At 65.0% G+C, this 18,943-nt stretch carries 19 protein-coding genes; 14 read left to right on the top strand and 5 right to left on the bottom strand.

Annotated elements, in window-relative coordinates:
* Positions 1-6 precede the first annotated feature (6 nt).
* From LF252_RS21165 to LF252_RS21155, 3 genes are read left to right on the top strand one after another with little or no spacing between them, the layout of a single operon-like run.
* Positions 7-1,455: a SusD/RagB family nutrient-binding outer membrane lipoprotein gene (locus tag LF252_RS21165; RefSeq protein WP_226271591.1), complete on the top strand. Its 1,449-nt coding sequence runs from the start codon at positions 7-9 to the stop codon at positions 1,453-1,455.
* An 11-nt stretch (positions 1,456-1,466) separates the two neighbouring features.
* Positions 1,467-2,822, top strand: coding sequence for a sodium:solute symporter family transporter (locus LF252_RS21160; RefSeq protein WP_226271590.1), 1,356 nt, complete (start codon positions 1,467-1,469; stop codon positions 2,820-2,822).
* Entirely contained in the window at positions 2,815-3,648 is an 834-nt protein-coding gene (locus LF252_RS21155; RefSeq protein ID WP_226271589.1) for a metallophosphoesterase family protein, read from the top strand. The genes LF252_RS21160 and LF252_RS21155 overlap by 8 nt, the downstream gene beginning before the upstream one ends.
* 122 nt (positions 3,649-3,770) lie before the next feature.
* On the opposite strand, the gene LF252_RS21150 is transcribed toward LF252_RS21155, so the two are convergent.
* On the bottom strand, positions 3,771-4,652 hold the full coding sequence (locus LF252_RS21150) for a sterol desaturase family protein (protein ID WP_226271588.1): 882 nt from the start codon (positions 4,650-4,652) through the stop codon (positions 3,771-3,773).
* Between the two features lie 118 nt (positions 4,653-4,770).
* On the opposite strand from LF252_RS21150, the gene LF252_RS21145 reads away from it, so the two are divergent.
* Together LF252_RS21145 and LF252_RS21140 are read left to right on the top strand one after the other, a co-directional pair.
* Positions 4,771-5,535 (top strand): TIGR04283 family arsenosugar biosynthesis glycosyltransferase, encoded by a 765-nt coding sequence (locus LF252_RS21145; protein WP_226271587.1) that lies wholly within the window; start codon positions 4,771-4,773, stop codon positions 5,533-5,535.
* A gap of 64 nt (positions 5,536-5,599) precedes the next feature.
* Positions 5,600-6,238 (top strand): TIGR04282 family arsenosugar biosynthesis glycosyltransferase, encoded by a 639-nt coding sequence (locus LF252_RS21140; protein ID WP_226271586.1) that lies wholly within the window; start codon positions 5,600-5,602, stop codon positions 6,236-6,238.
* On the opposite strand, the gene LF252_RS21135 is transcribed toward LF252_RS21140, so the two are convergent.
* Positions 6,198-7,586 (bottom strand): hypothetical protein, encoded by a 1,389-nt coding sequence (locus LF252_RS21135; RefSeq protein WP_226271585.1) that lies wholly within the window; start codon positions 7,584-7,586, stop codon positions 6,198-6,200. The two genes, LF252_RS21140 and LF252_RS21135, sit on opposite strands and share 41 nt — an antisense overlap.
* 13 nt (positions 7,587-7,599) lie before the next feature.
* The gene (locus LF252_RS21130; protein ID WP_394370415.1) at positions 7,600-8,277 is read right to left on the bottom strand and encodes a glycosyltransferase family 2 protein; all 678 of its coding nucleotides are present in this window, start codon (positions 8,275-8,277) and stop codon (positions 7,600-7,602) included.
* 125 nt (positions 8,278-8,402) lie between these two features.
* Here LF252_RS21130 and LF252_RS21125 point away from each other — a divergent pair, with 125 nt between their 5' ends.
* From LF252_RS21125 to LF252_RS21105, 5 genes are all read left to right on the top strand, one after another.
* Positions 8,403-8,576: a hypothetical protein gene (locus LF252_RS21125; protein WP_226271583.1), complete on the top strand. Its 174-nt coding sequence runs from the start codon at positions 8,403-8,405 to the stop codon at positions 8,574-8,576.
* Positions 8,577-8,676: 100 nt separating this feature from the next.
* On the top strand, positions 8,677-9,996 hold the full coding sequence (locus LF252_RS21120) for an NAD(P)/FAD-dependent oxidoreductase (RefSeq protein ID WP_226271582.1): 1,320 nt from the start codon (positions 8,677-8,679) through the stop codon (positions 9,994-9,996).
* 102 nt (positions 9,997-10,098) lie between these two features.
* A complete protein-coding gene (locus LF252_RS21115; RefSeq protein ID WP_226271581.1) occupies positions 10,099-11,439 on the top strand; it encodes a 4Fe-4S binding protein in 1,341 nt (446 codons plus the stop codon).
* Positions 11,440-11,480: 41 nt separating this feature from the next.
* Positions 11,481-12,965: a cellulose synthase family protein gene (locus LF252_RS21110; protein WP_226271580.1), complete on the top strand. Its 1,485-nt coding sequence runs from the start codon at positions 11,481-11,483 to the stop codon at positions 12,963-12,965.
* The gene (locus tag LF252_RS21105; RefSeq protein ID WP_226271579.1) at positions 12,962-13,492 is read left to right on the top strand and encodes a rhodanese-like domain-containing protein; all 531 of its coding nucleotides are present in this window, start codon (positions 12,962-12,964) and stop codon (positions 13,490-13,492) included. The genes LF252_RS21110 and LF252_RS21105 overlap by 4 nt, the downstream gene beginning before the upstream one ends.
* 47 nt (positions 13,493-13,539) lie before the next feature.
* On the opposite strand, the gene LF252_RS21100 is transcribed toward LF252_RS21105, so the two are convergent.
* Entirely contained in the window at positions 13,540-14,124 is a 585-nt protein-coding gene (locus LF252_RS21100) for a DUF6134 family protein (protein WP_226271578.1), read from the bottom strand.
* A gap of 206 nt (positions 14,125-14,330) precedes the next feature.
* Complete coding sequence (locus LF252_RS21095; RefSeq protein ID WP_226271577.1) at positions 14,331-15,131, bottom strand: DUF547 domain-containing protein; 801 nt, start codon at positions 15,129-15,131, stop codon at positions 14,331-14,333.
* Between the two features lie 110 nt (positions 15,132-15,241).
* On the opposite strand from LF252_RS21095, the gene LF252_RS21090 reads away from it, so the two are divergent.
* From LF252_RS21090 to LF252_RS21075, 4 genes are all read left to right on the top strand, one after another.
* Entirely contained in the window at positions 15,242-16,339 is a 1,098-nt protein-coding gene (locus LF252_RS21090; protein WP_226271576.1) for a BamA/TamA family outer membrane protein, read from the top strand.
* A gap of 63 nt (positions 16,340-16,402) precedes the next feature.
* Entirely contained in the window at positions 16,403-17,092 is a 690-nt protein-coding gene (locus LF252_RS21085) for a TIGR04283 family arsenosugar biosynthesis glycosyltransferase (protein ID WP_226271575.1), read from the top strand.
* Positions 17,092-18,117, top strand: a complete 1,026-nt coding sequence (locus LF252_RS21080) for an NAD-dependent epimerase/dehydratase family protein (RefSeq protein ID WP_226271574.1) — start codon at positions 17,092-17,094, stop codon at positions 18,115-18,117. The genes LF252_RS21085 and LF252_RS21080 overlap by 1 nt, the downstream gene beginning before the upstream one ends.
* On the top strand, positions 18,107-18,934 hold the full coding sequence (locus tag LF252_RS21075; RefSeq protein WP_226271573.1) for an SDR family oxidoreductase: 828 nt from the start codon (positions 18,107-18,109) through the stop codon (positions 18,932-18,934). The genes LF252_RS21080 and LF252_RS21075 overlap by 11 nt, the downstream gene beginning before the upstream one ends.
* Positions 18,935-18,943 lie beyond the last annotated feature (9 nt).

The raw sequence follows: 18,943 nt of genomic DNA, 5'->3' as shown, positions 1-18,943 counted from the left end.
GACAATATGAAACGGAAATTATCTGGCCTGCTGCTGCTCTCCGCGCTGGCCGGCACCCTGCCCGCCTGCACGGACCAGTTTGAGGAAATCAACACCAACCCCAACGCCCCGGTGGACGTGCAGCCGGCGCTGCTGCTGCGCAAAATCATCTTCGACTACGGCGAGCAGATGTCCTACGAAGCCTTCGTGGCGGGCAACCTGCTGGGGCAGTACTTCACGGCTATCGACTTCAACCTGTTTGACCGGCACAGCCTGAGCGAGCCGCAGTACGGCGGCAACCCCTGGCCCTTTCTGTACAGCAACCTGCGCGACAACGAGATTCTGCTGCAGAAGGCCCGGGCAAATCCGGCCTTCGGCGTGTACGAAGGCCCGGCGCTGATCATGAAAGCCTACCTGGCCGCCACGCTGACCGACCTGTACGGCGACGTGCCCTACAGCGAGGCGCTGCAGGGTAAAGCGGGCATCATTACCCCGGCCTACGACAGTCAGGAAGCCATTTACACGGCCCCGGGCGGCATTCTCGACAACCTGGATAAGGGCATTGCCGCCATCAACGGCTACCAGGGCGTTACGCCGCTGGATGGTGACGTGCTCTACGGGGGCAGCCGCAGCAAATGGGTGCTGTTTGCCAACTCGTTGAAGATTAAGTACCTGCTGCGTATCTCTGGCAAGGTAAACGTGCAGGCCGCCCTCCAAAAAGTCGTGGCCGAAGGCAAGTACATTACTGCCAATGCCGACAACGCGGCGTTCCGGTTCTCGCTGGCCCAGCCCAATAATTTCCGCATGTCTACGGCCCGGATCGGGGATTACAACCTGTTCATCATGTCCAAAACCAGCGAGGAGCTGCTGACCGGACTGAGCGACCCCCGGATAGCCACGTACTTTCGGCCCACGGCGGCTAACCCGGGCACCTACAAGGGGCTGCTGAACGGACCCGATGCCTCCAGGCTCTCCATCACGCTGGCCGAGTATTCACTTACGGGCACCATCTTCCGGGAAAACTCGGACCGCCTGAGCGCCAACTATATGACGGCGGCCGAAACCAGTTTCCTGCTGGCCGAAGCCGCCCAGCGCGGGCTGGTGCCCGCCTCAGCGCGCACCTTGTACGAGCAGGGCATTACCCAGTCGTTTGCCTACTGGGGCACGGCCCTGCCCGCCGGCTACCTGACCGATAGCCAGGTAGCCTACGGGCAAAATGGCCAGAACCCCCTGGAGCAGATCCTGACGCAGAAATGGCTGCATAACCTCAATAACGGCTACGAAGGCTGGACGGAGTACCGCCGGACGGGCTTCCCGCGCCTGAAAACGGTGGCGGCCAGCCTCAACAACGGGCTGATTCCCGTGCGCCTGCCGTACCCGGCCACCGAGAGTGCGCTGAACGCGGCGCAGTACAAAATAGCAGCCGATAAAACCCAGAATAACAGCATCAACGCCCCCGTCTGGTGGGCCCGCTGAACTTCCTTCGTATGAGTACATCCCTGTTGCAGTGGGCACTGGTGCTGGCCTCCAGCCTCGTGCTGTTCATCGTGTCCCCACTGTCGCGCACCGCGCCCGAGTTTTTCCGCGGTACCCGCAAAGCGCGCACGCCCAACACGGTGTTTCTGACCAGTAGCCTGGTCATCTCCTGGCTGTTTGCCAAGTCGATTACCAATGCCGCCAACCTAGGCCAAAGCTTCGGGCTGGTGGGGGGCGTGGCCTACGCGGGGTACTACCTCTCGTTTCTGGTGGCCGGCTTCGTCATCGTGGCTATGCGCAATAAAGGCGGTTACCGCAGCATCCATGAGTTCCTGGAATCGAAGTACGGGGCGGGGGCGGTAGTGGTGTTTACCTGCCTGATTATCATTCGCCTGTACAACGAAATCTGGTCCAATACCATCGTCATCGGCTCCTATTTCGGCGGGCCGGGCACGTCGGCTTACTACGCGGCCATAGTGGTTTTCACCCTGCTCACGCTGGCCTACACGCTCAAAGGGGGCATGAGCAGCTCCATCATGACCGACGTGATTCAGCTCTCGCTTTTCGTGGTGCTGCTCACGGTTATCCTAGGATTTATCCTGCCGGAGTACGGGGGGAGCCTGCGGCCCTTCCTGGGCAGCGGGGAGTGGAAGCTGGGGCAGGGCGTGGATTTGCTGCTGGTGGCGCTGGTGCAGTGCTTCAGCTACCCCTTCCACGACCCGGTGCTCACCGACCGGGGGTTTATTACTGACACGCGCACCACCCTGCGGTCCTACCTTTGGGCGGGGGCCATCGGCGCGGGCTGCATCGTTTTTTTCAGCTTCGTGGGCATCTTTGCCAAGCTTCACGCCCTCACGGGTGAAGCCCCGGTGGCCGTGGCGCGCTACTTCGGGGTGCCCATGCTGCTGCTCATGAACCTGATTATGGTGACTTCGGCTTCCTCGACTCTGGATTCAGCCATGGCCTCGTTTTCCAAGCTCATCAGCATTGACCTGAGCAAAGCGGCCGAGCCCAGCGTAGCGCGGGGGCGGTGGGCCATGGTGGTGCTGACGGTACTGGGCACCATCCCGGTGTTTTTTAACCCCGCCATCCTGTCGGCCACCACCATCAGCGGCACGCTGGTGCTGGGGCTGGCCCCCGTGTTTTTGTTCTGGCACGTGCCCGTGCCGCGCCTGGCCTTTCACCTGTCGGTTATTGGGGGGCTGGTGCTGGGCGGCCTGCTGACGATGTTCCCCCTGCCCGGTGCCCTGCATCTGGGCGACGGCAAGTACGGGGCGCTACTCAGCACGAACCTGCTTACGTCGGGTTTCTGTTTCGGCGTATTCGGACTTTGTGCGCTTCTCCAAAAAAAGCCTGCTCATGGATAATCCTGTTCCCACCGACCTCGGCCCGCGCAGTGGCCGGCTGCTCGTGTTCGGCGGCCCCTACTCAAACCTGCAGGCACTGGAGGCGCTCAAAGCCATTGCCGACCGGCTGCAAATTCCGGCGAGCAACATCATCTGTACCGGCGACATTGTGGGTTACTGCGCCCAACCCGAGGCCGCGGTGCAATTTGTAAAAGACTGGGGCGTGCACGCCATCCAGGGTAACGTGGAGCAGAACATCATCCGGGGCGAAGACGACTGCGGCTGTAACTTTGCTGAGGGCAGCCGGTGCGATGTATTGTCCCGGGCCTGGTTTCCGTACGCGGTACGGAGTCTGTCGCCCGGCTCGGTGGCCTGGCTGAGCACGTTGCCGCTCCAACTCGCTTTCCGGTACGCCGGCCAGCCGGTGGCCGTGCTGCACGGGGCGGCCACCGGCATTGCCGATTTCGTGTTTGCCTCCACTCCCTGGCCGGTGAAGGAAGCCAGCTTCGCCGCAACCGGAGCGACGGTGATACTCTCCGGCCACGCCGGCCTGCCCTTCGTGGATGAGCGCGCCGGGCACTGCTGGCTGAACGCGGGCGTGATTGGCATGCCCGCCAATGATGGCACTCCTCGCGTGTGGTACCTGCTGCTCGATGATGCCGATGGCCGGTTCAGCTACTCCTTCCACGCCTTCACCTACGACAACGGCCAGGCCCATCAGCTGATGCAGACCAATGGGCTCCCGGACTCCTACGCGCAAACGCTGCTGACGGGCATCTGGGACAACTGTGACATTTTGCCGGCGGCCGAGAAGGCTGTGCAAGGCCGGCCCATCACGTTGCCGTAGCAAGCAGGCCTGCACCACCAAGGGTAAGGAATGAGGCTCCGATTGCGCGTGAGAATGGGCTAAGCGAGGCCACTGGTCTTCTTGGAGAAACCACGTCGCCCGCGCTTATGGCGGGCTCCGCGCTACTCGTGCAACTGCTCCCGGGGCCCGGCCGGGGCCGGCCGGGCGGGCACCGTGCCGTCGGGGCGCGCCCAGGGCTCAGTTGGGGTAAGCGGCAAAGCCAGAAGCTGCGCCACGGTCTGGCGGGCGGGGTCGGGGTAGGCGGGTACGCCGATGGTGAGGGCCTGCTGGGGCACGTTCAGGCGCAGGGTGCGGTGCAGCGAATCCCAGAGCGTGAGCACAACCCCGAAGTTGCTCTGCGACTCGCGGTGCACCACCGAGTGGTGGATGCCGTGCGCCCGCGGCGTAACGAGCACCCGTACCAATTGGCGCTCCACGGCCAGTGGCAGGCGCCAGTTGCTGTGATGAAAGGCCGCGCAGGCCTCAAACACGGCCTCGTAGGCCAGCACCGTGGCCGGCCGGATGCCCAGCAGCGCCGGCAGCCCCGCCCGGTACGGAATGCTGGCCAGCATCTCGCCAAAGTGAAAGCGCCAAGCCGTGGTAAGGTCCATGTCGAGGTCGTTGTGGTGCACGCGGTGCAGGCGCCACAGCAGGGGCGCGTGCAGCAGCCGGTGCCAGCTGTAGGCCAGATAGTCGAGCACCAACACTTCGAGGCCGAGGCGCAAAGGAGCCGGCAGGCGGGCCAGCTGCCGGGCCGAGTAGTGCAGGGTGGCGAGCTGGGCCAGGCCCACCATGGCGGGCAGCAGCGTGAGGCGGGCGGCGGGCAGCGAGGGGGCGGCCAGCACGGCATTGCGGAGCCAGCGCTCGGGGCGCGGGCGGGTGCGCCGCCGCAGCGGGTGGCGGGTTTCGAGCAGCAGTAGCCCCAGGCCCACCAGCGCCAGGGCCGGCGTGGCCCAGCGGTCGAAGCGCTTGAGGAACGGATGCGAAACCGGAAAAACGGGCATGGGAACGGCGTAAAAAGGTAAAAGGAAACAAAGGGCGGACGCGGTGATACGCAGCCGGCCGGGCAACGGGTCCCTGGCTGCGGCGTACCTTGGGGCGCGTTGCCGGGCAGGTATACGAATGTTTTTCCCTTTACCGCTGACCGGCCGTAGTGCCAGCCCTCGTCAATTACCAACTCCCAGCCTGATGATCAGCATCATCATCCCAACGTATAACGAGGCCGAAGCCATCACCGCCCTGCTCGGCTACCTGCGCCAGGCTACGGACCCCGATGACGCTCTGGAAGTGCTGGTGGTGGATGGGGGCAGTGCCGACGATACCGCGGCCCTGGCCCGGCAGGCCGGAGCCACGGTGCTGGTCAGCCCCCGCAAAGGCCGCGCCGCCCAACTCAACCATGGTGCCCGGCAGGCCCAGGGCGAGGTGCTGTATTTTCTGCACGCCGACTCTTACCCGCCGCCCGGCTTTGCGGCTGAGGTGCGACGGGCCGTGGCGCAGGGGTACGGGGCGGGCTGCTACCGGCTGGCTTTCGATCATTCACACTGGTTTTTGCGGTTCAGCGCTTGGTGCACCCGGCTACCGTTCACAATCGTGCGGTTCGGCGACCAAAGCCTGTTCGTGCGCCGCGACTTGTTTGCCGGCCTCGGGGGCTACCGCGAAGAGTTGCTGGTGATGGAAGATCAGGAGCTGGTGGCCCGCCTACGGGCGGAGGGGACGTTTCGGCTACTGCCCCGCGCAGTGACCACCTCGGCGCGCAAGTACCTGGCAAACGGGGTTTTCCGGCTGCAGGGAATTTTCACTCTGCTGGTGGTGCTCTACAAGCTGGGCGTGCCGCAGCACCGCTTGGTGCAGCTGTACCGCCGGCTCATCCGGCAGGGGAAGCTGTAGCCGCCGATTTCAGGGCCGGCAGCCGTATCTTGCCGCCCTGCTTTTCCCGTTACCCTGCCCGCTTATGTCCACCGCTCTGCCTTCTCACCTGATAGTTTTTGCCCGCGAGCCGGAGTTGGGGCGCGTTAAAACCCGCTTGGCCGCCGGCATCGGCGCCGAGGCGGCCCTGGCCGTGTACCGCGAGCTGCTGGCCCTTTCGGCGGCGGCGGTAACGGCGGCGCAGGTGCCCACCACGGTGTGGCTGGCGGAGGCCCCGGCCGGGGCCGACCCAACCCGGCCGCGGCCGGAGTGGCCGGGCTTTCCCTGGCGCGTGCAGCCGGCCGCCGGCTCACTGGGCGAACGGATGAGCCAAGCCTTCCGCGAAACCCTGGCGGCGGGCGCGGGCCGGGTCGTCATCATGGGCACCGACTGCCCCGGCCTGAGCGCCGACCTGCTCCGGCGGGCCTTTGACGAGCTGCTAACCCACGATCTGGTGGTGGGGCCGGCCGATGACGGCGGGTATTACCTGCTGGGCATGAACCGGCTGCATCCCGAGCTGTTCGCCAACAAGGAATGGAGCACCGCCAGCGTTTTGCCCGACACCCTGGCCGATGCCGCCCGCCTTGGGTTGCGCGTAGCCCTCTTGTCCACCCTGCACGACGTGGACTCGGCCCGGGATCTGGCTACTTGGCGCGGGAATTCCGGGCCAGGCGGCGGGCAGTAGGGCGCAGCCCCGGCCAGCGACCTAGGTGGTACTCGGCAACGGCCCAGATCAGCACTATCCCGTATTCCAGGACCAGCAGCGAACCGCTTTCGGTGTACGCCGACGTGCGGTAGGCTGCGTACGAAAGTACGGCTAGGCCCGCCCACACCCGCGCGTAGCGTAGTGGCGAAAAGCAGCTTAGCGCCACCAGCGGCACCAGGTACCAGGGATGCACCACCGTGGCCAGCGCAAAGTAGCCGCTGAGCGTGAGCAGCAGCCAGTGCGGCAGCGCTTCCAGGGCCGGCCTCCCCGCCCGCCGCGCCAGCCACAGCGTGCAGCCCGCTGCCCCTAATCCCAGCAAGGGACCCAGCGTGCCCACTACATCATAGCCCAGCAGCCACTGGCCGGCTGCCCGCAGCAGGTAGAACACGCTGGCATTAAACTCGAAGCGCTGAAAGTATAAGTCCAGGCTTTGGGCGATGTGCAGCAGCAAGTCCCACGACAGAAAAGGCAGAAACACTGCCCCCACGGCAGCCGCTAATACAATCCAAAACCAGGCGAAGCGCCGCCAGCCCAGATGCCGGGCCAGCAGCGGCAGCGTGAGCAGCGGCAGCAGCTTAGTGACCACAGCCAACGCTAGCGCTCCGGCGGCCAGCCGGGTGCGGCGGCGTGTCAGCAGTGCACCCGTCAGCAGCAGAAAGCACACCACCACGCCTTCCATGTGTACGTTGCCGATGGTTTCCACTATAACCAGCGGATGAAGCAGGTAGGCCAGGGACCGGCGGGCCGGCCAGCCGGCCCGCGGCAGCAGCCACAGCAGCAACGCCGCCGCGCCGGCATCGGCCAGCAGCAGTGCTAGGCGCACTACCCCTAAAAAGCCGGTTTGGGAGGTCGGATAAAGCCAGGCCGCCGCGCCGTACAACGCCTGGCACACGGGCGGATACACCGAGAAATAAGCGGGCGAGTTAAGCTGCGGGAGCAGGCGGCGCAGGGTGGGCAGGGGTAGGGAGGCCGAGTCGGCGGGCGGGGTGGTCAGCAGCTGCCGGGGCGTTTCGGCAAAGGGGTTGTGCCCGTGGCTCACCAGCAGCCCGTCCCAGCGGAAGCGATAAAAATCGTCGCTCAGCGCCGGCGTAGCCGGCAGCCACAGCAGCCGGAATGCCAGGGCGGCCCCCAGGCCCCAGCGCAACGGCAACCGGGTGTGCAGCAGCCAGGCATAGGCCGCGCCGGCCACCGCAAACAACCCCAGCACCTGCCCGAATTGGGGGCGCGGCGTGGCGTAGGCCAGCCCCCAGTATGCAACTCCTGTCAGTAGCAGGGCTGCCAGCTGACTGGTCTGCCGCCATGAAAAGGGTGGAATAGAAGTTGGCAAGAGAACAGACGAATTACCAGTATTTAAAGATGGTCCACAGAATTTTATAACCCGCCCCCAGGGTGCCGCGCACGGTACCCGATACCTTGCTCACCCCAATGCGGCGGCGGTAGCGCACGGGCACTTCCACCACGCGCAAACCCAGGCGGGCGGCTTTTACCTGCATCTCCACTGTCCAGCCGTAGTTGGTATCGGTCATGCTGAGCCGGGCCAGCGCTTCGGCCCGGATGGCCCGAAACGGCCCCAGGTCGGTAGTGGTGCCACCGTAGCGCAGGCGCAGTAGGCTAGCCGCCAGCCAGTTGCCAAAGCGCTGTTGCGGCAGCAAGGCACCCCGCTCGCGCTGGCCCAGCGCCCGGGAGCCGATAACCATTTCGGCCGAGTTGCTCAGCAGGGGAGCCAGCAGGGCGGGCATATCGGCCGGAAAATCGGAGTGGTCCCCATCCAGAAACACGATGATTTCCGGGGTGGTGGTAGCGGGCTGGGCGGCGTAATAGGCCAGCCCGGCCAGGCAGGCCTGACCGTAGCCGGGGCGCGGCTCCACTACCACGGTGGCCCCGGCGGCGCGGGCGGCGGCGGCCGTATCGTCGGTCGAGGCATTATCGACCACCACTACTTCTCGCACCAGGCCGGCCGGAATTTCGCTTAGCACCAGCCCGATAGAGCGCGCCTCATTGTGGGCTGGAATGAGCACGCCAATACGCGGAAGGGTGACTGGAAAAGACGACAAAGCCAATTAGGGGGAAGCTGGTTGGAAAAGCCCAAAGACTTCTGCAGAAGCCTGAAAGTCGAGGTGCGTCGCTCACTCTTCAGGCTTCGTTGGAAATCCTGCTCAAAGATATCATTCGCCGCCCCACGGCCGCCGGCCTGACTACCTACCGCCGTGACCAGCCCACGGTCATGGCGTTGCCTGAAGCTGCCGTATGTGCAGTCATCACCTCGCTGTTGCGGGAATGGCTGGGTAAACTAAGTTGCCAGATGGCTTTAATGTAAGCTAGCAACCGTGCTGGGCAATCGGTCGGCGCGGTTTTCTCCGTAGGTACCGGACCAACGGAACCGACCACCACCGTGTTTTGGCGTTTATTTGCGGCTTATGCACCTCGTTATCATTGGCAACGGCATCACGGGCGTTACGGCCGCCATTACCGCGCGGGGGCTGGCGCCGGCCGCCCGTATCACGCTGGTGTCGGCAGAAAGCGCGCACCACTACTCGCGCCCGGCGCTTATGTACCTATACCTGGGTCATTTGCGCTACGCCGATACGAAGCCCTATGAGGACTGGTTCTGGGCGGAAAACCGGCTGGAGTTGGTACACGCCGAAGCCACCGGGGTGGACACCGCCGCCCGCACCGTGCAGCTGGCCACTGGCCCGGCCCTGGCCTACGATAAGCTGCTGCTGGCTACCGGCTCGGTGGCGCGCCTGCCCGCCTGGCCCGGCCTACCGCTGGCCGGCGTGCAGGGCTTCATCGGCCTGCCCGACCTGGAGCGCATGAGCTGCGACACCCAGAGCATCGGCCGCGCCATAGTGGTGGGTGGAGGCCTTATCGGCGTGGAACTGGCTGAAATGCTGCACTCGCGCGGCATCCACGTCACGTGGCTAGTACGCGAAGCCCGCTACTGGCAGTCAGTGCTGCCCCCCGCCGAATCGGCGCTGCTGACGGCGCACATCCGTCGTCACGGTATCGATGTTCGGGTAAGCACTGAGGTGAGTGAGGTGCTGGGCGATGCCCGGGGCCGCGTGCGAGCGGTGCGGACCACTACTGGCCAGGAGCTGCCCGCTGAGTGGGTAGGAGTAGCTACCGGCGTGCAGCCTAACCTTACGCTGGCCCACGCCGCCGGGCTCGACACCGACCGGGGCATTCTGGTAAACGAGCTGCTCGAAACCAGCGCCCCCGGCGTGTACGCGGCCGGCGACTGCGCCCAGCACCGCCAGCCAGCCCCCGACGAGGTAGCCGTGGAGCAGCTCTGGTACACTGGCCGCATGCAGGGCGAAACTGTGGCTCAAACCCTCTGCGGCCAGCCCACTCCCTACCGGCGCGGCCAGTGGTTCAACTCGGCCAAGTTCTTTGACCTCGAATACCAGACTTACGGCCGCGTGCCCGCCCAGCCGGTGGCCGGCATTGCCAGCTTCTGCTGGCAGCATCCCAACGGCAAGCACCTGCTGCGCCTTAACTTCCGGGAGGCCGACCAGGCCGTGACGGGCGTCAACGCCCTAGGCCTGCGCCAGCGCCAGGATGTATGGGAGCGTTGGCTGCGCGAGGAGACTCCCATCGGCACCGTGCTGGCCCAGCTGGCGGCGGCCAACTTCGACCCCGAGTTTGTGCGGCAGCACGAGTCCACCATCCGGCGCGAGTTTACCCGGCAATTTCCGGCTATTACGGTGGGTAAGCCCCGCCGTAAAGGGCTGTGGTGACCCGGACATGACTTCCGGAAGGTTACTTTTTAGGTTGCACAAGCTGCTTTAGCCGGACGCCTCACCCTGGCAGTGCAGTATTACTTTTTCATTGCAGTGCATATGTCCGATTCCCTGTTCCTCACCCAGCCCCCACCGGCCGCTACGCCCGCCGGCGAAAAGCCTGCCCTGGCCGCCGTGGCTTTGGGCCTGCTGGCGCTGGTGGCCGCCGCCGCCGATGCCGACCCCGGCCGGGCGCGGCTGAGTTTGTACCTGGCGCTGGCGCTGCTGAGCGGCGGTGCCCTGGGCTGGGCTTGGCTGACTTTTGGGCGTACTGCGCCCGGCTGGCACCCCCACGACCTATGGCGGCAGGCCAGCACCAGCCGCGGGGCCGTGGCCTGGGCTACGGGCGTGGCCCTTACAGGCTTCTACGTGGTGCTGTACTGGTTTCCTTGGCTGCTCGAAAATCTGATCCGGGCGCTGGACCCGCTAAGCCAAACGCTGCGGCACCGAACGGCCGACCAGTGGTTTCTCTACGGTACCTTTTATACGCTGGCGGTGCTGGTGCTGGGTGGTCGGGCGCTGTGGAAGTACCGGTTTTCGCGCTACCACCTGGCGCGCACGGTGTCGGTCATGTTCTTCCAGCTAGGGTTCAGCTTTCTGTTGCCGGGACTGCTGCTGGCCCTGCAGCAGCCCGAATACTATTTCTCCTATTTCTGGCCCCTGAAGTACGACTACCTGTTTCCAGGCACTGTGGGCCAGCTGCTGCAAAGTGGCGGGCTGGGCGTATTCATGGTATTCTGGGGCGTGGTGATGACCTTCGTGGCTACGCCGATACTCACGTACTTTTTTGGCAAGCGCTGGTACTGCTCCTGGGTGTGCGGCTGCGGCGGCCTGGCCGAAACCGCCGGTGATGCCTACCGCCACCTCTCCGACAAAAGCCGGCAGGCCTGGCGCTGGGAGGTGCGCCTCATATACCCCATTCTGGGGCTGATAACCCTGCTCACGGTGCTGCTTTGGCTGGGGGCCTCGGGCGCAGTGCCCGCGCTGGATGGGGTTACGGGGCCGCTGGGCCAGTTCTACGGCTTTGTGATTGGCAGCGTGTTTTCGGGGGTAATCGGGGTGGGCTTCTACCCGCTCATGGGCGCGCGGGTGTGGTGCCGCTTCGGCTGCCCGATGGCCGCTTATCTGGGGTTGCTGCAAAAGCACTTCTCGCGCTTCCGCATCAGCACCAACGGCGGGCAGTGTATCTCCTGCGGCAACTGCTCCAACGCCTGCGAGATGGGCATCGACGTGAAGCAGTACGCCCAGCGCGGTGAGCCCATCGTGCGGGCGGCCTGCGTGGGCTGCGGCCTCTGCGCCACGGCCTGCCCCCGGGGCGTGCTCAACCTGGAAAATGGTCCCCGTGCAGGGCGGCTGGCCGGCTCCCCCTTCATTCACGCCGATCAGCTCCGGATTTTATAAGATCGTTGCCGTCGGTAATCCTTTCACCGTAAGCCTGGTACATGTTTTTTCTGGAAGCCGGCCTGGTCGTGGTGTACGGCCTCTGCCTGGTCTTTATGCTCGGGTTCAGCCTCACGCAGGGGCAGCTGGCCTGGCTGGCGAGCCGGGCGCGGCCCCTGCCGGCCCCACCCGCGCCGGCTACCTGGCCCTTGGTGGCCGTGCAATTGCCCCTGTATAACGAGCAGAATGTGGTGGAGCGCCTGCTCGATGCCGCCGCCGCCCTCGACTACCCGGCCGACCGCCTGCTCATCCAGGTGCTCGACGACTCGACTGACGCAACCCTGGCGCTGGCCGCCGCCCGCGTGGCCCATTACCAGGCCCGGGGGGTGAACATCCGGCTGATGCGCCGGCCCACCCGCCAGGGCTACAAAGCCGGTGCCCTGGCCCACGGCCTTACCGAAACCGATGCCGAATTCGTCGCCATTTTCGACGCCGACTTTCTGCCCGCGCCGGATTTTCTGCGCCGCGTCATTCCCTACTTCACCAGCCCCGACATCGGGATGGTGCAAACCCGCTGGGGCCACCTCAACGAGCACGCCTCGCTGCTCACGCGCCTGCAGGCCTTTGGGCTGAACGCGCATTTTCTGGTGGAGCAGGTGGGCCGGCAGGCGGGAGGACACTTCTTCAATTTCAACGGCACGGGCGGGGTGTGGCGGCGCGCCTGCATCGAGGATGCCGGCGGCTGGCACGCCGATACCCTCACCGAAGACCTGGACCTGAGCTACCGCGCCCAGCTGCGCGGCTGGCGCTTCCGGTATCTGCCCCAGGTGGTGGCTCCCGCCGAGCTGCCGGCCGACCTGAGTGCCCTGCAGGCCCAGCAGCACCGCTGGAACAAGGGAGCCGCCGAAACCGCCCGCAAACACCTTGGCCGGGTGTGGCGCACGCCGGGCCTGCCCCTGGCAACGCGCCTGCACGCCACGTTCCACCTGCTCAACAGCTCGGTGTTTGCCGTCATTCTGCTTATGGCGCTGCTGAGTGTACCGCTGGTTTTCGTGCGGGCGCACCGGCCCGATTTTGAGTTGGTGTTCCGGCTGGCTACAGGCTTTGTGCTTACCCTGGTACCGCTGGCCAGCTACTACTACGTGGCTTGGCGGCGAGCGGAGCCACCCGGCCGCTGGTTTAGTATAACACTGCTGCAGTTTCTGGCCTTGTCGATGGGGCTGGCCCTGCACAATGCCCGCGCCGTGGTGCAGGGCTGGCTGCGCCGAGCTTCGCCCTTCGTGCGCACGCCCAAGCTGGGAACCGGGGCCTCCGGCCTCGGGGCGGTTTACCGCGAGGGAACGGCCGCAGAGCGGCCCCTGGCGCAGAGCGGGCTGACACTTTACTTTCTGGTAGGACTGGCGGCGGATTTCTACTACCATAGCTACGGGCTGCTGCCCTTCCACGGGCTGCTGGTGGCGGGCTTTGGCACACTCACCGGCTACGCCTGGCACGAGCGGCTTCACCAAGGCAGCCACCGGTTAGCCCGCTGCGTAGTGATTATATGAACTTCTCTTCTTTCGGGCGGTGGCTGGGCGGCGGGCTGCTGCTGACGGGCCTGCTGGTGGCCTGGTACCACCGCCGGCCCGCGGCACCCTCCACTACTAATCCCCTGTACTCGGCCATGCTCCGCGGCTTGCTCCGCGAGTCGGTACCCTTTGTGAGCGTGGCGCAGCTGCGGCAGCTACCCAACCCCGTGCTGCTCGATGCCCGCGAAGCCCCGGAGTTTGCCGTCAGCCACTTACGCGGGGCGCGGCTGGTGGGCTACACTACCTTTTCGCTGGCGACGGTGCGCGATGTGCCTAAAAATGCGCCCATTGTGGTATACTGCTCGGTAGGGGTGCGTAGCGAGAAAATCGGCGCGCAGCTACGGCAGGCGGGCTTTACCAACGTGCGCAACCTGTACGGCGGCATTTTTGAATGGGTCAACGAAGGCCAGCCCGTCGTGCAGGCTGCGGATGAGCCCACCAGCCGCGTGCACGCCTACTCGCGCACCTGGGGCGTCTGGCTCCGGCATGGGGAGCCGGTGTACTAAGTGACCGGTGCCCATTACTTTGGCAGACCAGGCCGTTGCGTAGCCATTCATTCCGGTAGCAACCGGATGATAAAGTTCTTGAGCGGATTCTTTTTGACAATGGTCACCAACTGGCCGTTGGCGTACTGGTATTCATCTTCGCGTCCGTCGCGTACGGCCCGCCAGTTGCCGGCTTTGGGCCGGCCAAGAGCAAAGTAGTCGCCGAAATATTCGGCAAACGCCCGCGCCTGGCCGACCGGGGGCTCGGCAAAAAACATGTTGGTGACGGCGTAGCGAATGGGGATGGTTTCGGTAGCTTGGTAATGATGCTTGTACTGGTCGGCCACGATGTCGTAATGGTCGCCTTTCCACTCGGTTCGCGAAGTAAAATCACCCTGATTGGTGTGCGCCTCCACCGTGGAGAGCAGCAGCTGGCCGTTGCGGAAGCGGTTGGTCACCTGGTAGTAGATCTTAAGGTGATAGAATAAAAAATTCACCTGTACGTCGCTTACAAGCGAGTACGTCACCTCGGGCCCCACCGGGGCCAGGCGGGTGGCCGTCATCGTGCCCACCCGTAGGCCCGCTACTTCAATGCCATAGCGCCGCACTTCGGTCTTTCCGGCGGCTTTGGGCACTTGCGCCCCGGCAACCATAGGCAGAACGGTAAGAAGGAGAAGAAGAACTGGGACCTTCATTTAGCTGAGGTATAAGCCACAAAGCAGGCCCGCGTGAGGCTCGCTTCTGACCGGTAAAATGAAGATTCAGCCGCCCCCGCCGCCGTCATAGCAACGGGTTCGAGTCAGCGCAGATTGCCGGTGAGGCCGCGTGACGAAGATAAAGGCAGCACTTTCTGCCGGGACTACTGCTTGTTCAGGTTCCAGTTGTAGTCCAGGTAGGTAATTCTGGTGCTGGCGTCGATTTTAGTGGTGGAGTAGCGGTTGACCCACTTCACCACCGACTGATTGTTCTTCTCCCAGTCGCCCTTGTACCAGTCAAAGTACTTGGAAAGCTGGGCTTGCGCCTTGCTGATCTTATTCTTGGCCGGGTTGTTCAGAAAGTCGCGGCCCTGCTCGTCGAGCTGTTTTTCCAGCTGGGCGGCGGTGTAGGCTTCGTTGCGCAGGCGCGGGCACGAAATGGACGCGCACACCAGCGCAAAGTGAATCCGCGGGTCATCGTACTTCTTGCGTAAAATGCCGTGCTCAATGTTATCGAGGCTCATCTTCTCGCCCCCGATGCTGAAGAACTTGGCCGCCCAGGGCGTGGTCACGAACGGAATCTTGATTTTCGAGCCGATGTCCTTGATGCTCTGCACCGGATAGTGGTCGAGGATGAGGCGGATCGTATAAGCGTTGTAGGCGTTAATCCAGTAAGCCATTTGGTCGGCCTTGGACCAACTGGCGGCCGGCGGGTTTTTGCTTAGCTGCGCCAGATACTGGTTGAAAGCGGCTTCATCGGCCTTAAAGCCCTTGTAATTAACCAATCCCTGGGCGTTGACGTGTTTTTTAAGCAGCTTGTCGTAGGCGCTGTGGTCGACTAAGGTGCCGGTGGCGGCCTCGGCGTAGGTGGGCGTCGGCACGGGGTTGAAGCCGGGCACCACTACGGCCGCGGCAGTGAGCGTACCAGCGGCCAGCACCAGGGCGGCTAGGGTCGAGGTTTTCATGAGGTTGTTCATTGAAAGCTACATACGGCAAAGATGAGCGGTAAAGTTTGCCGGGCGGCAATCTTCCGGGCCCCGCAATTTCGTAGGGTCTGGAAAGTAGTTTTGCCTCTGTGCTTTTATCCACCACTTTGCTGGTCCTGGCCGGGCTGGCTCCCGCCGATACGGCGCGCCCCACCAAGCGCCTGGCCCTGCTGCCCGTGCCGCTGGTGTACTACACGCCCGAAACCCGGCTGGCCTACGGCGTGGCGGCCACGGCCACCGTGCGTTTCCAGCGCGACGACGGCTTTGCCGCGGCCCGGCCTTCTCAGTTCACCCTGGCCCTGGCCTACACCCAAAACCGGCAGCTGCTGCTGTACGTGCCCTTCCAGGTGTTTTACGACCACAACCGCTACTACGCGTACGGCGAGGTCGGCTACTACCGCTACAACTATTACTTCTACGGCGTGGGCCAGCGCGAGGTGCCGCGTGAGTTGTTCGGCGTCAATTTCCCCCGGGTACGGGTCAACGCGTTCCGGCGCGTGGGGGCCGGGATGGGCGCGGGCAAGCTCTACGCGGGCCTGCGCTATCAGTACGAAGATTACCGCGTGAGCAGCGTGCAGGCGGGCGGGCAGTTGGCCAGCGGCACCGTACCCGGCGGCCTCGGCAGCCGCCTCACGGGGGGCGGGCTGGGCCTGTTTTACGACTCGCGCGACAATGTTTTTTTTCCTGCCAAAGGCGTGGTGGCCGACCTCTGCGCCTTTGTCCGCAACCGGGCCGCGGGTGCCGGCGCAGCGGGCGAGACCACCCGTTTTGACCGCTACGTGGCCGACGTGTCGGGCTACCGGGCCTTGGGGAAGCACGCGGTGCTGGCCACCAACGCTTACGTCAGCTTTATCGTGGGCACGGCCCCATTCAATGCCCTCTCACTGCTGGGCGGCTCGCGGCGGCTGCGCGGCTACTACGAGGGCCGCTACCGCGACCAGAACGCGGCCCTGGCGCAGGCGGAGGTGCGCTTCGATGTGTACAAGCGCCTGGGTGCGGTGGTATTCGGCGGCGTGGGTACCTTGGGCGATGGGCAGGCGCTGCTGCGCCTCGGCCAGCCGAAAGGTGCGTACGGGGCGGGCCTGCGCTTTACGGCCAACCGCCGCGACCACCTCAACGTGCGGCTCGACTACGGGCTGGGCCGGCAGTCGAGCGGCTTTTACCTTACCGTGGGCGAGGCCTTTTAAACCAGCTCGCTCTTTTTCACCACTTAATTCAGAAGTTGCGGCTCCGTAGCCAATTCCGTCCTTATGCTTAGCGTCATTATTCCTACGTACAACGAAGCGGCCAACATCGGCCGGCTGGTGACCGACCTGCTCCGCCACGCCCCGGCCAGCACCGTAGAAATATTAGTGGTGGATGCGGGCAGCCCCGATGGTACCGCGGAGGTAGCCCGCGCCGCCGGGGCCACCGTGCTGGCCGCGCCCAAGCCCGGCCGGGCCGCCCAGCTCAACTACGGGGCCAGCCAGGCCCGCGGCGAGGTCTTGTACTTCGTGCACGCCGACGTGGGCATTCACCCCGGCTACGTGGCCACCATTGCGGCGGCCGTAGCGCAGGGCCACGCGGCGGGCTGCTACCGCTTCCGGTTCGATTCGCCGCACCCGCTGCTGCGCCTCAATAGCTACGGCACCCGCTTCAAAGGTATTATGAGCCGGGGGGGCGACCAGACGCTGTTTGTCACGCGGGCGCTGTTTGAGCAGCTGGGCGGGTTCAATGAGCGGTTTGTCATTATGGAAGACTTCGAGATTATCCAGCGCATCCGGCGGGTGGCCAGCTTTCACATTGTGCCGCTCGACGTGGTGGTGTCGGCCCGCAAGTACGAAACCAACAGCTGGCTGCGCGTGCAGCTGGCTAATCTCACGGCCTTTGCCATGTACTTTCTCAAGCTGCCGCCGCCCCGTATTGCCCGCACCTACAAGGCGCTGCTCAACTACCGCTAATGCCGTCATCCCCGCTTCCCCGCGTGCTCGTTACGGGTGCCAACGGCTTTTTGGGACGCCACCTCGTGGCCGAGCTACTGCGCCGCGGCTACCCCGTGCGGGCGCTGGTGCGGCCGGGCGGCACTACCAGCCCGGCGCTGCCCCCCTTGTCGTCGCTGCCCATCGAGGTAGCGGAGTTTGATATCGCCCAACCTGATAAAGAAACCGATTCCGAGACTCTGCTTGCCGGCTGTGGCGCCGTCATCCACGCCGCGGCCCTAGCCCAAGTGAATCCGGCCCGGGATCCGGCCGTGTTGGCGGCCAACGTGGGCGGCACCGAACGCCTGCTCCGGCTGGCGCTTGCTGCGGGCGTAGACCGCTTCGTGTACGTGGGCACCGCCAACGTGCACGGCTTTGGCACCAAGGCCCAACCCGGCGACGAAACCCGGCCTTACGCCGGCCGCCGCTACGGCCTCGACTACATGGACAGCAAGCGCGCCGCCTCCGACCTCGTGCTGGCGGCGGCCGCCCGCGAGCAGCTGGCGGCCGTACTGGTGCACCCCACGTTTATGCTGGGCCCCGGTGATGCCCGGCCCACCTCGGGCGCGCTGCTGCTGGCGCTGCACGCGGGCCAGCTGCCCGGCTATCCGCTGGGGGGCAAGAACTACGTGCACGTGCAGGATGTGGCCGTGGCTTCCGTTAACGCCCTTACCCGGGGCCGGGTGGGGGAGTCGTACATTTTGGGCAATGAAAACCTGAGCTACAAAGAAGTCTTCGGGCTGATTGCCGGCGTGCTCGGGGTAGCGCCCCCCCGCTGGCCGGTGCTGCCGCCGCTGGCAAACCTCTACGGGCGGGTCTGCGACTGGCGAGCCACGCTCACCGGCCGCCCGGTGCCGGTGAATGCGGCCATGACGGCCGTCGCCAACGACGGCCACTACTTCACCGCCCAAAAGGCCCGCACCGAGCTAGGGCTGCCCCAAACCCCCATCAACCAAGCCGTAGCCGAGGCTTTCGACTGGTTTCTCACCCACGGGTATGTTCAATAAGAATTCTACTCCCCTGGCCGGCCAAGTGGCCCTGGTTACGGGGTCCGAGTCGGGCATCGGCCGCGAAACGGCCCGGGCCTTTTGTCGTCAGGGAGCCGCCGTCGTGCTCAACGGCCGCCAGGCCGAGCGCCTCGAAGCCACCCGCCGGGCCCTGGCCGCCGAGGGCTACCAGGTAGCCGCCTGCGTGGCCGACGTAACGGACTTCGCCGCCTGCGAGCGGCTCGTGGCCACGGCCATTGCGGCATTCGGCCGGCTGGACATCCTGATTACCAACGCCAGTATTTCGCAGCGGGCCTACTTTGCCGATATGCAGCCGGACGTATTCCGGCAGGTACTCGACAGCAACGTGTACGGCTCAGTGTACCCGCTCAAGGCGGCGCTGCCCCACCTGATCCAGGCCCGGGGCAGCGTCACGTTCATTTCCTCTATCTCGGCCCTTAACGGAATGCCCAGCGGCTCGGCCTACTGCGCCGGCAAGGCCGCGCTGGCCAACCTGGCGCACACGCTGCGTTTGGAACTAGCGGCCTCCGGCGTGCATTTCGGGGTAGTGCACATCGGCTTCACCCAGAACGACCCCGACAAGCGCGTGCTCAACGCGGCCGGCCAGCCTGTGCCCATTGCCCACCGCCCGCCGCGCTGGCAAAAGTCGCAGGCGCAGGTGGCGGCCATCATCCTGCGCCACGTGCGGCGGCGGCGGCGGCGCACAGTTATTTCGGGCCTGGGCCACCTTATTCTGGTGGTGCACGCGCTGCTGCCCCGCCTCGGCGACTGGGTGGTGCTGACTTCCCAGCGCCGGCTGCGCAATTTCTATGAATAGCTTTGAATG

The organism is Hymenobacter pini (assembly GCF_020421205.1).
Taxonomy (GTDB): Bacteria; Bacteroidota; Bacteroidia; order Cytophagales; family Hymenobacteraceae; genus Hymenobacter; species Hymenobacter pini.
This window is presented reverse-complemented; position numbering and strand designations above follow the sequence as displayed.

Bases quoted from the DNA above. Each gene is read 5' to 3' on its own strand.
- LF252_RS21100 (WP_226271578.1), bottom strand. From the start codon at position 14,124: ATGGTTGCCGGGGCGCAAGTGCCCAAAGCCGCCGGAAAGACCGAAGTG.
- LF252_RS21150 (WP_226271588.1), bottom strand. From the start codon at position 4,652: ATGCCCGTTTTTCCGGTTTCGCATCCGTTCCTCAAGCGCTTCGACCGC.
- LF252_RS21105 (WP_226271579.1), top strand. From the start codon at position 12,962: ATGAACTTCTCTTCTTTCGGGCGGTGGCTGGGCGGCGGGCTGCTGCTG.
- LF252_RS21095 (WP_226271577.1), bottom strand. From the start codon at position 15,131: ATGAAAACCTCGACCCTAGCCGCCCTGGTGCTGGCCGCTGGTACGCTC.
- LF252_RS21140 (WP_226271586.1), top strand. From the start codon at position 5,600: ATGTCCACCGCTCTGCCTTCTCACCTGATAGTTTTTGCCCGCGAGCCG.
- LF252_RS21085 (WP_226271575.1), top strand. From the start codon at position 16,403: ATGCTTAGCGTCATTATTCCTACGTACAACGAAGCGGCCAACATCGGC.
- LF252_RS21145 (WP_226271587.1), top strand. From the start codon at position 4,771: ATGTTTTTCCCTTTACCGCTGACCGGCCGTAGTGCCAGCCCTCGTCAA.
- LF252_RS21160 (WP_226271590.1), top strand. From the start codon at position 1,467: ATGAGTACATCCCTGTTGCAGTGGGCACTGGTGCTGGCCTCCAGCCTC.
- LF252_RS21120 (WP_226271582.1), top strand. From the start codon at position 8,677: ATGCACCTCGTTATCATTGGCAACGGCATCACGGGCGTTACGGCCGCC.
- LF252_RS21115 (WP_226271581.1), top strand. From the start codon at position 10,099: ATGTCCGATTCCCTGTTCCTCACCCAGCCCCCACCGGCCGCTACGCCC.
- LF252_RS21155 (WP_226271589.1), top strand. From the start codon at position 2,815: ATGGATAATCCTGTTCCCACCGACCTCGGCCCGCGCAGTGGCCGGCTG.
- LF252_RS21165 (WP_226271591.1), top strand. From the start codon at position 7: ATGAAACGGAAATTATCTGGCCTGCTGCTGCTCTCCGCGCTGGCCGGC.
- LF252_RS21110 (WP_226271580.1), top strand. From the start codon at position 11,481: ATGTTTTTTCTGGAAGCCGGCCTGGTCGTGGTGTACGGCCTCTGCCTG.
- LF252_RS21080 (WP_226271574.1), top strand. From the start codon at position 17,092: ATGCCGTCATCCCCGCTTCCCCGCGTGCTCGTTACGGGTGCCAACGGC.
- LF252_RS21075 (WP_226271573.1), top strand. From the start codon at position 18,107: ATGTTCAATAAGAATTCTACTCCCCTGGCCGGCCAAGTGGCCCTGGTT.